This window comes from Chitinophaga sp. RAB17, assembly GCF_052114225.1.
Lineage (GTDB): Bacteria > Bacteroidota > Bacteroidia > Chitinophagales > Chitinophagaceae > Chitinophaga.
In genome coordinates this window covers 734232-750916 of sequence record NZ_JBFREI010000002.1, presented here as the reverse complement: position 1 = coordinate 750916, position 16685 = coordinate 734232, and the positions used below count along the sequence as shown (strand labels likewise).

Genomic DNA, 16685 nt, shown 5'->3' with positions numbered 1-16685 from the left:
ACAAGTTATTTACCTGTCAACTGATTCCATATCACCTCATATACGTCAGTTGCCTGCAATTGGGTTTTGGAAACAGGATTAGGGCTGATGACCACTGCATGGTAATCAGAATTCTCTTCCAGACGGCCGTGGGAGCCTTTAATCAAGGTAGCATCCAGCGGTATCACATTCATGAGGTAACGGAAGCCCAGTTTCTTTTTCAGGAGCTTGCCGGCAGCCTTCAGTTTGATGAGCGGATCTGCAGGATTCATGAACATTTCCACCGGGTCGTAGCCTGGTTTACGGAAGATATCCACAATACGCGCAAAGTCAGGTGCTTTGGCATCATCCACCCAGTAGTAATAAGTAAACCAGCTGTTGGCATCCGCTACCGCTACCAGGTCGCCGGTACGGGCGTGGTGCAATTGATGCTGACGTTTACCTTCTCTGTCCAGCACCAGTTGTACACCTGGCACATTTTCCAGGATGGTACGTACTTTTTTATAACAGGATGGATCGTTGATATAAATATGGGCAATCTGGTGATCTGCTACTGCAAAAGCTTTGGAAGCGCCTGCATCGAGCAATTCCAGACCATTTTCCACACGCAGCGCCAGGAGACCTTCCTGTCTCAATATCCTGTTCAGGTGGATAGGATTATTCACGTTCGTGATGCCGTATTCAGACAATACGATTGGATCACAATTTTGTTGCTGATAGTAAGTAATTAACTGTTTCACTACCGCATCTATTTCGCTTAATTCCTTTGCATTGCGCACCGGATCCTGTCCGAACTTCTGTAAACAGTAATCCAGGTGAGGCAGGTAGATGAAGGTAAGAGTAGGATTATATAATTTATCTGTGAGAATAGATGCATCAGCTATCCACTGGCTGGATTTAATGCTCGCTGTCGGGCCCCAGTAGTTAAACAGGGGAAACTTCCCCAATTGCTCGGTCAGGTAATCCCTTAGGGTAGCCGGAGAAGTATAACAGTCCGGTACTTTACGGCCATCAGAAAGATAGTTGGGACGTGGTGTGAGAGAGTAATCTACATTGGCATACATATTATACCACCAGCACATTTGCGAACAGGTAAAGGAAGGATCCAGCTTCCTGGCGCGATCCCATATTTTAGGCGCGTCTACCAGTTTGTTGGATTGTTTCCAGAACTTTACTTCCGCATCTGTTCTATCGTACCAGCCATTGCCTACAATTCCATGCTCACTGGGCCATTGACCGGTAAGATACGTACTCTGCACCGACGTGGTAAGTGCCGGTAACATGGGTTTCACCGTAGCCAGGTGGTGCTGTTGCGTATAAGCCTTTATAAAAGGCAGGTGCTCCAGCAGAGAAGCGGAGAGCCCCACTACATCAATTACTACTGTCTTTCTCATAGATTCAATCGCTGTTACAATTCCGGCATAAAGCTATCATTCCCGATGGACAATTCCAAGAGGCGGTTGCCTTGGCTTTTAGCCGTTAGCTTTTAGCTTTTAGTAAAATGCAGCGAAGTTGATGATTTATAATGTTGTCTTCGCTGCATTTTGCTAAAAGCTAAAAGCTAATGGCTAAAAGCTGTTCTTTAATCCAGTTTAGTTCCCGGGAAACAGATAGCGACATCTCCTGTTTTAATTCAGGTGGTAGCACCTCCCAGGTGTATGTTTCTACTTCCAGGTGCGATGTAAAAGGTTGTTGTTTTTGTAACGCCAACACCTGTTTAATATCTTCCTGGGTAGATTGTAATACTCCGAATTTATCGAGAAATACCGGTACGTGAAAATGGGAACGCCATTCTGTTACGGCCGGATTATCCTCATCAGCCAGGGCTTCCGGCAGATCAGGATAATGAATAAAGGAGCCATCATTTTTCCTGGCAATTACCTGGTGCAAATATACCGGCTCATTAAATTTACGGAAAGCATCGGTCACTTCTTTTCGTGCAGCCGTATCCGTTGGCATGTCAGCTTTCAGCGCGGCACTGATCTGTAGCTTACCTACTTTCAGGCCATGGTGCTGAAGGCGCTCCAGCACACGCTGTGGCGGTTCATATACCAGTGCAAAATGACAAACGTCATAGCACAATTGAATATGCGATTTGATGATATCTGCTGCCTCCTGGTCTCCTACGTTAAATTTCTCCTTAATAAACGGAATACCTGCGGGTAATAATTCTTCGAAATACCAGCTGATATATTCACTGGTATTTTCCATCAGTCCATCTGGCTCCGGTTCCACATCAAGGTGCATCAAGGGTCCGCCACTACGGTGAATACGCACCAGTTGCTCCAGTACCAGCAGCATATTTAAAGTGGCGCTTTCTGTAAAGGAGTTTTTCTCTTCTTCACAACGATTGCACCAGAATTTATAGGTAAGGGGATTAGTAGAAATACCACCTTCCATACCATCAGGCAATAAAGCTGCCAGTATACGAAACAGGCGAATGGTATAGGCTACCCGATCGGCGCTGGTCCAGTCGGGTGCATGTACCTGGTCTTTCACCACTACATTATGAAAGCCGCCGTACGGAAAACCATTCATGGTAAACACATAACAATCTTCTTCCTTCAGCCATTGCTGAAATGCCCTCAATTGCTCTTCCTTACTCAGTTCCAGACTGGCGGTATTGGCCAGGCGCAGGCCTATGCCGAAAGGCTGATCAGGAGATACCTGTTGTTTAATAGCAGGTATAAATTTTTTCAGCTGCGCAAAATGATCGCCCCAGTTTTCGCCTGGATGAATATTTGTGCAGTAGGTAAGATGCCCGGCTGCTGTTTTCATTATTGATTATTTTTACAGATATCCACTGCTTTGTATAGCAGCTCCAGATCCATTTTGTGTACTTCTTCTCCTTTACCGACAGCACGTAACAGGGAAATTGTTAAGCGTCCTCCGAGGTGTTCACGGAATTCTTCCAAACCCACTACAACCGGAGACGGTTTGCCATCCTGCTTTTCCAGCAATGGATGCCAGATGGGCAATTTCATATTTTTTAATACCGTGAGAATGCGCTGCATGTCTGATTCCGGCAGCCAACCTAACAGGAACGAATATACGCTATCAACCGCAATACCAATAGATACTGCTTCCCCATGACGTAATTCGAAATTGGTCAGTTGCTCCAGCTTATGCGCACTCCAGTGCCCGAAATCCAATGGACGGGAGGAGCCGCTTTCAAACGGATCTCCGGCGCCACCAATATGTTGTACATGAAGTTCGGCGCAACGGTGAATCAGTTCCTGCATAGCAGGCATATCACCGGCTGTCATGGCCACCGCATTGGCCTCTATCCGGTTAAAGAAAGCCGCATCTTTTATGAGGGCCACTTTCACCGCTTCTACCATACCTGAGCGCCAGTCACGGGAATCCAGCGTGGTTAAAAATACGGGGTCATTAAACACCGCAGCCGGCGGCGCAAAGGAACCCAGGAAATTTTTCTTCCCCTTGTAGTTTACGCCGTTTTTTACGCCTACACCCGAATCATTCTGTGATAATACGGTAGTAGGTATGCGGATATGCTTTACCCCGCGATGGGAAATCGCTGCCGCAAATCCTACCAGGTCCAGCAGAGAACCTCCGCCGATGCCGATCACATAAGAATGACGGTCAATACCATATTTATCGATGGCATCTACCAGGCTGAAAAGCAATGGCAGATCATTCTTTACGCTTTCCCCACCGGTAATGGTAACAATTTCCGGGGCCAGCTGAAAACCGCGCACCTGCTGGAAATAGGTGTTGATTTGTTGTGTGAGCTGTGGGTGGTGTGCCGCTACACCTCCGTCTAATATTACGAGTAACTTTTTAACATACGCTTCTTCTGCTTTGGATTCCAGAAAAGAAGCTAAACATGCATTGGCAGGATCGAATAAATTACTGCTAAAGAAAACTCCGTAAGAAAAGTTTACATTGAAATTTTGTTGAATATATTCCATGGCTTATTCCGCATCGTCTGACTTAAAAAAACTATAGCTTTTAAAAGTACATAGAAAAATGCGATTTTTCATAAAGAATAAGGCTCCGGGAACGGAGCCTATTCCTTGGGGTTAGCCGGTAGAATCTTTTATCGGTATGCAAAGAAATCAGTTTTTAGCCCGATAGCCAACAGTACAAACCGTCATTTTACAAATTGCGTAGTTCTACTGACCTAAACCATTCATCGGAAAACGCCTTACTACAAAGGGTTTCAGCGCCATCACCTCTATATCAGCCCTGGTACCTGCAGCTGTTCCGCCATACCCTATTGCGTATTAAAACAGAATTAATGAACTTTACGCCACTGTAGAATAACTGTCAGTTATACAGCCCAAAAATTAACTTGTTGAACCAAAAACCTGAACATGGTACTCCCATGTTGTACCCCCCTGTAACATCGGTTGTTATTCACATCTTTTGTTGCATGCTGCGTATTTGTCGTGCACCAAGCTGACCGGGGATTGTTATTCGATCGCCTGCAGGGATTATTTATTATGCTAACCAATAAACATTGGATTATTAACAATGCAACCCCATGGTTGTCAAAGTGTATCAGAGATGTTGAGAATATTAGTATTTGTTTGTTGTATTGCTTCATGTAGCAGGCAGTCCTTATCGGCACAACCCTCCGATAGTATGTTGCGGATGCGCAAAGCTTATGAAGCGCTCAATGATTCACTGGTAGGAAATGTGCCGCGCAATAATGTGCAACAGCTGGAAATACAGTATCAAAGCGAGAAAAAAGCGCATTACCTAGCGGTTAAAAAATGGCAGCTGACACAAAAAGATCTGCTCCTGCAACAAAAAAATATCCGGATCGGTGCTTTCCTTTCAGGAGGACTCTTATTGCTCGTGGCAGCCTTGTTAATATGGCAGAAGTTACAACATCGGCACCATTTGCAGCAGCAACAATTACAGACGATGGAAATAGAAAAAACGGTGCAGGTACTGGAAGCCATGATGCAGGGAGAGGAAAAGGAACGTACCCGGTTATCGAAAGATCTGCACGATGGGATAGGCGGTTTATTATCAGCGGTGAAGATGCATTTCTGCGCACTCAAATATGAACGTACTTATCTACAGCAGGACAAGGGATTTAATCATGCACTCGGAATACTGGATGAGGCGATTGGAGAAGTGCGTAAAACCGCCCATAACCTGATGCCGGAAATACTGGCGCGTATGGGTCTGGCGGGAGCACTGGAATTTTTCTGCAACAATGTAAGCCACTCCCCTCAATTAGAGATCAGTTGCTATACATCCGGTAATATGCAACGGTTCAAGGGAAATTTTGAACTCTCCGTTTACCGGATAGTGCAGGAGCTGATCAACAATATTATCAAACATGCACATGCCACAGAAGCCCTGGTGCAAATAACGCAGCATGATCAGCTGCTCAGCATTACAGTAGAAGATAATGGTGTAGGTTTTGAAAATGTAGCGAAAAGTACAAATGGTATGGGATTAAAAAATCTGCATACAAGAATCAAATCATTAAACGGACACCTCACCCTGACTGCTAAGCCAGGCTGTGGCACTACTGTGTACATAGAATTTAACATTGCCATTATGCAGTTGATGAAAATGGAGCCTTCGTTTTAATACCAGATGATATGCAAATCAAAATCGCTATTACAGATGACCACCTGTTGGTTATCAGCGGACTAAAAGCCATGCTGGCACCTTATTCCCATATTTCAGTAGTGTATGAAAGCAATATGCCTGGCACCCTGATGGCTGCATTGCCGGCCGCACAACCAGATGTGTTGCTGCTCGATATCCAAATGCCGGAAATAGATGGTATGGAATTATGCAGGCAGGTAAGGAAAACGCATCCGGCAATTAAAATTATTGCACTGAGTACGTTTATGGATTCACACTACATCAGACAGATGATGCGCAATGGAGCTACCGGCTATTTGCTGAAAAATACCGATCCGGACAAACTGGTTAATGCTATTGAGAAAGTGAATGCAGGGGAACAATTTCTGGACGACCTTATCCAGCATCAATTGCTTCAGGAAATGATTACTGGCCAAAAGCGGTCGGGGTACGACATTCCGCTTACCCGCAGGGAAAAGGAAATTTTAAAACTGATTGCGGAAGAACATTCCAACCAGGAGATTGCCAACCTGTTGTTTATCAGTTTACGTACTGTAGAAACGCACCGGCTTAACCTGACACAGAAACTGGCCGTAAAAAATACAGCCGGCTTAGTAAGAGAAGCGATAAAAAGAGGAATAGTGGAATAGCTGTTAGCCGTTAGCTTTTAGCTTTTAGTCATTAGCGTATAGCCATTAGCATATAGCTTTTAGCCATTAGCGTATAGCCTGTATTTAAAACACTAACAGCTAAAAGCTAATGGCTAACAGCTATATCATGTTACTGCGAAAAGTTTCCCCAGGACCAGTGATACTGGCAGCATTAATAGTACAATCAATGCAAATGGTAGAGTTGCAAAAGCGGCAATCCAGGCGGCGTTCATGGCAATAAGTGCAATGATGCCTCCTTTTACGGCTTTTCCTATATTAGGGCCCGAAGGATCTTTCATTGCTTTGAACAATGGTACATTGATCATTATTGCAAAGAGCAAAATGAAAGGCAGGGCAGTCCAGATGCGATGATGGAGAAAGGCGAGCAATCCCATAGTAATGTATACTACAGCATAGCCAATAGCGGTGAGACGTAAGCTTTTTACGCTGCCGCCATGTACTTCTCCTCTGCTGATATTGGTAACGGCAGCAATATACAGAATGGGAATAAAACCCATCCACCAGTAGGCTTGCAGTGCATCTGGAACGATGCTGATACCCAGTAGCAGATTAAGTCCGCGACACAGACCCATGTTAAATGGGCCCAAAAAATGATGATGTTTTCCCCATTTATTATATATGAGGGCACTCGCCGCTACACCTATGGCCAGCCAACCGGAATAACCGGTGAGGCGTCCTACTGAAAAAGCGGCCAGTATACCTACCAGGAGTAAATAACCACCGAGTATGATGGCCTGTGTTTTGGATATCACACCGCTTGGAATGGGCCTTTCCGGGCGTTCAGTACTATCCAGTGTTGCATCAAATACATCATTGAATACTACGCCACCGCCGTACAGGCCAATGGTGGCCAGGCAAAGACAAACTACGGGCAGTGTAAAATCCAGTGTAAGCGTGTCGAACGAAACATTTATGAAATAGCCGGATATAGCTACGCCCGCCAATATATCTGCTATTGCAGTGACGATATTGGCTGGTCGCATCAGGCGCAGGTATCCTATCAATTTGCTAGCAATATAACTCACCGTATAATTAGGTTTTCATGGTTCATTGCCAGCAGAGACGAATCTGTCAGGCCTTTACCGGATGATGGTCGTGTTTTTGTTAATTCGAGGTTGCTGTCCTCCACGTAATACAGAGCTTCCGTTGAATTTCTCACTTTGGTCAATATTTCCTGCAATTTCAAAATCTGCTTCATTAATCTGGCCGCTCTGAGCAAAGGCTTTTACAGCATTGGTGTAAGTTACCAAATGAATATCATTCAAGTCAATACCACTTTCGTGCATTAAGGCAGCGGTTTTAGGAACAGCCAGCGGATCGCTGATACCCCAGTCTGCAGCGGAGTTGACCATGATACGTTCACTTCCGTACTGCTTAACCACCGCTACCATGCGTTCATTCCCCATTTTGGTGAATGGATAGATGGTAAATGCAGCCCAGAAGCCACGATCGAGTACTTCTTTCACAGTTTCCTCGTTATTATGATCTACAATGATCATGTGAGGCTCGAGCCCATGCTCCAATGCAATATCCATACTGCGCTGGGTTCCTTTTTTCTTATCGCGGTGAGGCGTATGGATTTGTACTGGTAAACCCGCTTCCTTGGCCAGCTCCAGCTGAGCACGATAATATTTTTCTTCCAGAGGTGTTTGATCATCAAAGCCAATTTCGCCTACACCCACTACACCTTCCTTGTAAATAAACTGTGGCAGTATTTCCATCACAGCTTCCGCCAGTTTTTCATTATTGGCTTCTTTGGAGTTGAGTCCAATGGTGCAATAGTGTTTAATCCCAAACTGAGAAGCGCGGAAACGCTCCCATCCCAGCAGGCTACTGAAATAATCGCGGAAGGTATCTACCCCGGTCCTTGGTTGTCCTAACCAGAATGCAGGTTCAATAATAGCCACTACACCAGCATCGGCCATTGCCTGGTAATCATCGGTAGTACGCGCAGTCATATGCACATGCGGATCAAAAAAACGCATGCCTTTTATTTTATCGAGGAAAGCAGGTGTATAAGTGAGGGGCTGAAGATCTTTTTCTGTTAAATCATGAATTCCGCACATATCAAATCAATTTTATTATTTTATTTTAATATTTTTTGCGCCAGTGTATTCCAGGTAAGACTACCGTCCTGAATTTCCGCCTGCAATGCGGGCGATTGTGCCAGTAATTCCTTTGCAGGAGCATAGTTACTTTGTGCACATACCAGTGCAGCAGCTTCTTTTTCAGTACTATTCAGAGAATGCCAGATGCGGGTAACATCTCCCAGATTATCCTCATTTACAAAATTTACCAGCAACCGCCACTGCATGGGATCCACGGTTCTGCCGGCGGCCCAGCGTTCGTGGGCAAAATCCACGAGGATGTTTACCAACGGCAAGTTAGCCCGTTCATCCAAACCTGTAATGAGATGTAATGGTTTATCGGTGAAGATCGCCTTCATAACCAGCTGGTTCCAGGCGGGTTCCGGGAGATATTTTGCGGGATAGGGATTATGCAGCATGATGGCTTCCTGTACAATACCGATATTAGACCTGATCCCTTCGGAGGTGCGGGCAATCCACTCTTCCGGCCATGGGAGCAGTGGCAGTGCACTGTATAAAGCGGCCAGTTCGTTCATTTCAGCGGTATTAAACAGTTTTTCCAGGGTATCCAGGTAAACCGATTTATCCGTTACAGGTAGCTGAAGGAGCCACCAGACACGCGCAAGGCGATCTAACGTCCACCCCTCTACGAAGAATGAAGGCAACAGCTGTTGCAACTGTTCATTTTCCAACGGTGAAAGTGTAATGATTTCTTTACCTGTAAAGCGTGGAATAGCTGTAAAAGTTTGATTGAACTGAGGGATACCACCGGATTGTTGCTGCAATTGCAGGCGTTGCTGCAGCCAGATATTTGCTTTCTCGTTACCCTTGTTCTTAATGATCGTGCTAAGCAGCGTGCTCACTTTATCCTGATCGTATACATATTCAGCCACTGATATATCCTGTTTAAAATAATAATGCTGATTTCCCACTAAAATTAACCCCTAATAATGGGATTTTCAGAATTCGCCTGCTTTTTTATGATAGGTGGCAAAAAAAGAATATTAAACCGTTTACCTGAGCGGTTGAGCGATGGGTATATAAAATAAAAGAGAGGCATTACTGCCTCTCCTTCCGCCATTCTAAAACCTGATTATGCATCAGGATTTCTTCATATCACCGGGCCTTTGACGGCAGGCACAGTGCAATAAGGTGTATGTTGGGAAAACGATGATCAAGAACGATTGTACATTATTAACTAAAAAACATATGAATATTATTCCCTAGCCTCTGATCTCAATAAGCAATATTGTATGTAGCAATAAAATACGGCCGTAAGATACATATTTCTGCTTTCATTCCAAATAAACAAACCATTTTTACGTTGCAATTAATGCTTCGAATTATTCTGTAATACTATAAAGGGCTGATATTCTTTCCAGTCTGGCTTATAATGATCGAGTATGATGAATCCTCTCGCATAGTTTCCTAGTACTATATCAAGGTCACCATCGTGATCATAATCCTTTACATCCATACAAATCCACCGGCCTTCTTTTTCAATGGGTGGTGCATGTGGTGTAAATGTAAGTGGTGTTTTGCCTCCTTCAAAAAAAATAAATTTCTCCGATGGATTATGTTGAAAATCCGCGAAAAAGGCTATGGCAGCGATATCTGGTTTACCATCCTGATTAAAATCTCCTGCTACAGCTTTAGTACATCCATTGACCGGATAGTTCCAGGCTAGCCTGTATTTATTATCTCCTTCATTTACATAGACGTATAAACCGTGGTAAGGTTTAAGCACCATAGAAAAATCCATGTTATCTCCACAGGTATATAGTATATCAAGTTGTCCATCTCCATTAAAATCCATTAGTTGAAAACTGGTAGACCCGTTGAGTGGCGGAAATCTCAGGAGATTCTTTGATATAAAGCTGCCTTTTTTGTCATTTTCAAATAACCAGATGCCTTCGTCACCAGCAGCAAACAAAACCATAATGTCCGTATAGCCGTCATGGTTAAAATCACCCGTTTCCGCATGAATGGCACCCGGCACCTCCCATATAGGTAGCTGTTTCCAGTGATGGTCCGGCAATTGTTTCAGCCAGTATAGGCCACCCTGATTATGCCCAAATGCACATACCAGCAAATCTTCCAGCCCGTCTTTGTCAAAATCTGCAGATAAAGTTTGTACCGGACGTTTCAGGAAAGGCATGATGTCGGCCTGTTTACCTTGCGGATCATCGGGATTAATACTGGTAATAATTCCAGCGGGCACATCCAAAGCGCGCATGTTTCCTATTTCTGTCAGGATCGTCTGCGTTCTGCCGGCAGTGTCTTTTGTGTATAATACGTCTGTAGCAGGAGAGGGTAGGTTTCGTGTATTTACTGCCGTCAGTGCCGTATCCCATTTTGTCAGGGTATTATCTGCATCGCTTGTCAGCAGGCCACCAGTGGGCAGAAACGACACCATGGTTGTAGCCGCCACCAAATGGCTGTCTTTCAGCGCCGGTAATTTCAGCGAAAAAACGGCCCAATCGTGCTGTAAAGGAACAGGAGGTTTGGCTGGCGTTAATTTTTCCGGGGCAGTGCGTTGATAGTACTCTACCAGCTCTGTCCATTCTTTAATAGAAATAAGGGCCGGTTTATCGCCCGGCATTGGCGGGTAGTATTTGCTTCCGCTCCACACTTTGATGCCTAATTTGGGCGCCATAGCAGGCAATACGTGGTTTGCCCAGGTATCTTTGTCGAGCAAAGCAGGTGACACCGATAAATGACAGCTGGAACAATATTTGTCTGCCAGTGCTTTTCCGGCTTCTTCTTTAGTGGGTGTATGGCAACTGCTGTTGATAATGATGCAGGAAGTGATTGTAAATAACAACGTCAGACAATATCGTTTCATTCTTGGTTGATCGGTCATCAGTAAAATAATTTTAACGGGCATTGTAAAGTACTAAAAAAGTTCGCGCAAAAAACGAATGCAGCGAAATGATCCGCTGCATTCGTTTTTATGGAAAGTTCAAGCTGCTTATTAATAGTTGGGGTTCTGGTCCAATACTCTTTGTCCTCCTACAATGGTCAGGTCAATCTGGCGTTGCGGGATAGGGAAATATTCATTCTTCCCTTTTGTAAAATGTCCCCCTTTCAAGTCGTTCGTGATACCTGATTCATAGGTAATGAAGGCATTCAGTGCAGTATCAGCAATGCCCCAGCGTACCAGGTCGAAAAAGCGGTGGCCTTCTGTAGCCAATTCCAATTTGCGTTCAAAATAGATCGCTTTCAAAGCGAAATCCTTACTGGCAAAAGTGGTGGTATATCTACCTATTTTATAATTGGCGGCCATTTTGGCGGGATCAAAGCCAAGTAAAGGTTTTGCATCATCCAGATATTTGTGCAACCAGTTTTCAGGATGGTTGATAATTCTATCGCGGATCTGGTTCACCAATGCCGTAGCGCCTGGCAGATCGCCATTTTGGGCATGACATTCAGCAGCCATCAGTATTACATCGGCGAAACGGATCAACAGTACATTAATAGCTGATCCTGGTGCCCAGGAGTGTGCGTCCTTGTATTTATCCTGGTTAAACTGCCAGTACACCATTTTCTTAGGAGCATAAGGACCTGCATAAGCCTGATCTCTTATCCAGCTTGCACCCGGGTGATTTCCCCAGTCGTGATAAGGGATCCCACGGCGGCCAACGGTCCAGTCGAGACGAGGGTCCAGCGAACCTGTTTCGGGTGTAAAAGGAGTAGAAGATAAAATTCCCTGGTCATTTTTCACCGGGGTTGTATTATAAGTGTCCAGGTTAGGCAAGCCGGTAGCGGGATCCGTACGGTAAGAATTTACCAGATCCTGTGTAGGCTGATAAAATCCGCAACATCCAAAAGGGCTATTGTACGGAAAGTTCAACATTTCTCCCTGATTAGCATTGGCAATGGTGTTGGTACCATCGTTGGCGTCCATCTGAATGGCAAATACTGATTCGGAATTATTCTTCCTGGCAGCATCAAAGTTATCCTCAAACGCATCGGTCAATTTATACTTAATACCGTTGGAAGTAACCCCTGAAGCAATGGCCTGATCAAATAATGGCATTGCTTCGGTATATTTTTTCTGATAGAGGTAGGCTTTGGCCAGGTAGATCTGTGCAGCCCACTTATTTGCGCGTGCCACATCGCTTTGAGTGGCAGGCAGGTTATCTGCCGAAAATTTTAAATCAGCTTCAATAAAAGGCCAGATATCTTTATCATTTTTGACACGAGGGTTTAGCGTTGTGTCGGAGATATAAGGTACTTTATTGAACATTTTTTTCAGCTCGAAATAGTAGTGACCGCGCAGGAAACGAGCTTCTGCTTCTACCTGTGTTTTTTCAGCGGCGGTCATGTCCGTTGCCTTCCGCAATTTTTCCAGGACGGTATTGGTACGGGTTACCCCTTCATAAACAGCTCTCCATTTGGTGTTAAAAAAGCCGTTACTGGCATCGACTGTAAATTTCGCGATAGGATCAATACCTGGCTGGTCACCGCTGAAGCTACCTTTATGCGAATCGCCACCAGCAACGCTGCCATAGATCCAGTTGGTAGGAGAGGCTTCCCATGGCCCGCCACCACCAAGGGCCGCCTGGGCTGTTTGCTGGCCATCAAGGGCCGCATATGCACCCACCAGCAAATAATTTATACCATCTTTATTAGCCACTATTTCATCACTGAGTGATCCGATAGGTGCCCTTTCCAGGAAGCTCTTTTTACAAGCACTTATTCCTACTGTTACCAGGGCAAGCATGACACTTAAATATCGTAATGTTTTCATTTTTCTCAATTTTGCTTTTCAGAAAAAAATTATCAGAAGGTAACATTCACACCAAGCAGGTATTGACGCTGATTAGGATAGGCTCCTTCATCCACACCAAAATTGCTGGTACCACCGGTAACTTCAGGATCAATACCGGAGTATTTCGTAATTGTAAACAGGTTTGCTGCCTGTGCATATACCCTGAACTTTGTTATGCCGACTCTTCTTAATACAGTGCCTGGTATAGTATAACCCAGCATGATATTTTTTGCGCGCAAGTAAGAACCGTTTTCAACAAAATATGAGTTAGGTACATTGGAAGTACTAAAAGACGGTGAAGTTTCCTGGATAGGCGCCTTCGCGTTCTGGCGGGTTGGCAGCCAGGAATCATACAGGGCTGTTTTACTCTTCGCCCCTTCAAAAGAAGGATAGAAGTCCGTCCACCATTTTACCTGATTCCAGATCTTATTTCCCTGCACACCATACAGGAATAAGCTGAAATCCCAGTTCTTATAGGTAAGTCCTATATTCAGACCATAGGAAAATTTAGGATTGGGGTTACCCAGGTAGGTACGATCTGCTTCCGTGATCCTGCCATCGCCGTTAACGTCTGCATATCGGAAACGGCCAGGTTTTGTATCTGTCTGATACACAATAGAATTATCATTAAATTGTTTTTGAGCAGCTGCATTGGCGTCATTTATTTCAGACTGGCTGTTCCAGAATCCGTCTACCTTATAACCATAGAATTCACTGATAGAATGGCCAACGGCATTTCGGATAATGAAAGTACCATTAAACCGGCGCTGCTCCTGATCAAAATAAGGCGCTGCATCTGATATCTTTATGATCTCATTATGGTAGGTGGTTAAGTTACCATTCAGGTCCAGTTTAAGGTCTTTGGAAAGATTTAATTTTGCGGTAGCTGAGAAATCAAATCCCTTATTTTTCATTTGTGCGATATTTACAGAGGGAGAAGCAGCTATTCCATAAACACCGGGTAATTCAGGATTATAGAGCAAATCTTTTACATCTTTGCGATAGTAGTCTGCCGTTATTTCCAGCGCGCCTTTGAACAATGTTGCATCAATACCAATATTGGTGTTGATGTTACTTTCCCATTTTGCATCGGGGTTACCGATTCTACTACGATAGAATCCTTGCTGGATAATATTTCCAGCTCCTTTCAGGTCATAAAATGAATTTCCTCTTTCAAATCCGTAAGCAGTAAAAGCGTTACCCGGATCCACATTGATCTGATTACCCATAATACCGTAGCCTCCTCTGATCTTAAGATCCGAGATCCAGCTGACATGTTTCATGAACTCTTCCTGGGAAATACGCCATGCACCACTTATCGCGGGGAAGTTACCATATCTGTTGTTGGCACCGAAACGGGAAGAACCGTCCCGGCGGATCAATGCACCAATGAGGTAGCGATCTTTAAAAGTATAATCCACTCTTGCAAACAGCGAAAACAGGCCATCTGTGAAGCTGTTGCTGTAGTTGGTAGGTGTACCGGTACCCGTGCTCAGATTGGTAAAGTTAGGATCAAATGTAAAATAGTTCAGAGAAGTTCCACCTACAATACGTCCCTGATTATTAAATGCTTCCGTACCCACCAATACTTTCACATCATGTGCCTGATTGAAATTCTGATGATAACTCAGGGTATTCGTCCAGGTCCAGTCATAACCGCTTCCGGCATTTTCTGTATATGAGTTTACTTTATTATTTTCTGCATTCTCATATTCAGGGAGTGTAAAACTGTGATTATTGAAGGAATAAATTTCACCACCGAAACTGGTACGGAGAGTGATGTGGTTGAAGATATCACCCTCTGCATAAACATTACCCAATAAGCGGCTGGCTAATGTTTTGGTGGTACCGAAACGATCCTGGATAGCCATCGGGTTACGCGCATTACCCAAGCCCTTACCGAAGCTACCGGCATAATTGCCTTTGATATCGTACACAGGGATAATGGGCATTTCACGGAAAGCCATACCAATACCACTACCTTCGGTAAGTGCACCGATCTGCGGATTGTTGATAATAGAATATTCAATGTTTTCTCCCACTCGTATGTGATCAGTAACATTATAGCTGCTATTGGATCTTACAGCATAACGTTTGTTATAAGTGTTCTTTAATGTGCCCTCCTGGTTAAAATAGTAGAAAGAGAAAAAATAGCTTCCCATATCTCCGCCACCTGCTACTGAAATATTATGACTGGTGATGGGCGCCGGTTTGAATATTTCATGAAACCAGTCTGTACCTGATTTATTGGCTTTAACTATGCGGTGAAAACCATCCACGTCACTTGCCACCTTGTAATTTGGATTTACAAAATATGTAGATGGATCAGTTCCGGGATCGCCTTCCATGGCGCCTACGGGTGCGATATAATCCGGCAGACGCGGTGTGGCGCCGGAGCCATATTGTTCATCCGCATAGGTAGGATTAGGCGTAGTGTTGGCAATAGCCATCCATTTGAGGTTGGCCTGTTCCTGTGGGCTCAGGATATTCCATACGTTGCCGCCTTTGGGCCGTTGTGTGCCGTAATAGCCATCGTAAGAAACTTTTACTTTACCGGTACCTCTTTTGGTGGTTATGATAATTACGCCGTTGGCAGCACGTGCTCCGTAGATAGAGGCTGCGCCGGCATCTTTCAATACCTGCATGGTTTGTACATCATTGGGATTTACATCCGTTAGATTGGAAATAGGTACACCATCCACCACATACAATGGGGTATTGTTTCCAAAGGTATTAACGCCGCGGATCTTTACCTGCGGCTCCTGTCCCGGCTGCCCGGAACCGAGAATGGTAACACCGGATACCTGTCCTTGTAGTTGATTGGCGATTTGCGAGGTAGGCTGTTTGGTCAGATTTTCCACTTTTACAATGGATACCGATCCGGTAAGGTCTTTCTTTTTCTGGCTGGCATAGCCAGTTACGACTACTTCTTCCAGTGATCCTACTTTTTCACTGAGTGCAACATTCAGCGGGCCGGAGCCGACCACTACTTCCTGTGGGTCATACCCGACAAAAGAAAAGATGAGTGTTTCTCCTGATTTTGCCTGCAGGGAAAAGTTTCCGGTGGGATCTGTAGCAGTACCGCGGTTGGTACCTTTTATAGACACTGTAACACCGGGGAGGGCATTGCCTGAGGCCTTGTCAGACACTTTTCCCGTAACTTTCGTTTGTGCGTAAACGTTGCTGCCGGCCAACAGCAACAGGATGCCACATAGCATGGCGATGGCCTGGTAGAGTTTCTTTTTCATAACGTGATTTAAGCGTAACGTTTAAGAAAAATTGTTTAAAAAAAGGGTACCTGTGTGCATATTTCCGTTGTTGTACAGATACGACATTGCATACGAACTCCTGCCCCGCTATGAAGTGTTCACAGCAGGTTCATTTATACAGCCAGTATATTAAGCATAGGAATTTCAGGCCCGTTATGATGTGGTCATAGCAGGTTAATTTATACAGCTGGTATAAAACATAAAACCCCAGCCCCGTTATGATGTACTCATATCAGGTTAATTATACAGCCGGTATGTAAAGTATTAGTTACCCATCGACTGTGCAAGATGCGCTACACAGTGAGAATAAGAAATAAGTGTCCGCACAACA

11 protein-coding genes are annotated in these 16685 nt (G+C 44.5%); 2 read left to right on the top strand and 9 right to left on the bottom strand.

The features are described from left to right. Window positions 1–5: 5 nt before the first annotated feature. The 3 genes from AB4Z08_RS09115 to AB4Z08_RS09105 form a co-directional block, all read right to left on the bottom strand. The gene (locus tag AB4Z08_RS09115; RefSeq protein ID WP_441573416.1) at window positions 6–1373 is read right to left on the bottom strand and encodes an alkaline phosphatase family protein; all 1368 of its coding nucleotides are present in this window, start codon (window positions 1371–1373) and stop codon (window positions 6–8) included. A 160-nt stretch (window positions 1374–1533) separates the two neighbouring features. After that, on the bottom strand, window positions 1534–2757 hold the full coding sequence (eboE, locus tag AB4Z08_RS09110; protein WP_441573415.1) for a metabolite traffic protein EboE: 1224 nt from the start codon (window positions 2755–2757) through the stop codon (window positions 1534–1536). Further along, window positions 2757–3911 (bottom strand): 3-dehydroquinate synthase, encoded by a 1155-nt coding sequence (locus tag AB4Z08_RS09105; RefSeq protein ID WP_441573414.1) that lies wholly within the window; start codon window positions 3909–3911, stop codon window positions 2757–2759. Before AB4Z08_RS09105 ends, eboE begins: the two co-directional genes overlap by 1 nt. 598 nt (window positions 3912–4509) lie before the next feature. Between AB4Z08_RS09105 and AB4Z08_RS09100 the strand changes: the two genes are divergently transcribed. Further along, on the top strand, window positions 4510–5553 hold the full coding sequence (locus tag AB4Z08_RS09100) for a sensor histidine kinase (RefSeq protein ID WP_441573413.1): 1044 nt from the start codon (window positions 4510–4512) through the stop codon (window positions 5551–5553). 11 nt (window positions 5554–5564) lie between these two features. Further along, on the top strand, window positions 5565–6203 hold the full coding sequence (locus AB4Z08_RS09095) for a response regulator (protein ID WP_441573412.1): 639 nt from the start codon (window positions 5565–5567) through the stop codon (window positions 6201–6203). 125 nt (window positions 6204–6328) lie between these two features. On the opposite strand, the gene eboC is transcribed toward AB4Z08_RS09095, so the two are convergent. The 6 genes from eboC to AB4Z08_RS09065 all read right to left on the bottom strand — a co-directional run bounded on the left by eboC (window position 6329) and on the right by AB4Z08_RS09065 (window position 16333). Continuing rightward, entirely contained in the window at window positions 6329–7249 is a 921-nt protein-coding gene (gene eboC / locus AB4Z08_RS09090; protein ID WP_441573411.1) for a UbiA-like protein EboC, read from the bottom strand. A 54-nt stretch (window positions 7250–7303) separates the two neighbouring features. Next, window positions 7304–8290 (bottom strand): TatD family hydrolase, encoded by a 987-nt coding sequence (locus AB4Z08_RS09085; protein WP_441573410.1) that lies wholly within the window; start codon window positions 8288–8290, stop codon window positions 7304–7306. A 20-nt stretch (window positions 8291–8310) separates the two neighbouring features. Next, window positions 8311–9204, bottom strand: a complete 894-nt coding sequence (locus AB4Z08_RS09080; protein ID WP_441573409.1) for an EboA domain-containing protein — start codon at window positions 9202–9204, stop codon at window positions 8311–8313. Window positions 9205–9641: 437 nt separating this feature from the next. Further along, window positions 9642–11174, bottom strand: coding sequence for an FG-GAP repeat domain-containing protein (locus tag AB4Z08_RS09075; protein WP_441573408.1), 1533 nt, complete (start codon window positions 11172–11174; stop codon window positions 9642–9644). A 111-nt stretch (window positions 11175–11285) separates the two neighbouring features. Further along, entirely contained in the window at window positions 11286–13064 is a 1779-nt protein-coding gene (locus AB4Z08_RS09070; RefSeq protein ID WP_441573407.1) for a RagB/SusD family nutrient uptake outer membrane protein, read from the bottom strand. A 32-nt stretch (window positions 13065–13096) separates the two neighbouring features. Beyond that, window positions 13097–16333 carry a SusC/RagA family TonB-linked outer membrane protein gene (locus AB4Z08_RS09065; RefSeq protein WP_441573406.1) on the bottom strand — a complete coding sequence of 1079 codons (3237 nt, stop codon included), beginning with the start codon at window positions 16331–16333 and terminating at the stop codon, window positions 13097–13099. Window positions 16334–16685 lie beyond the last annotated feature (352 nt).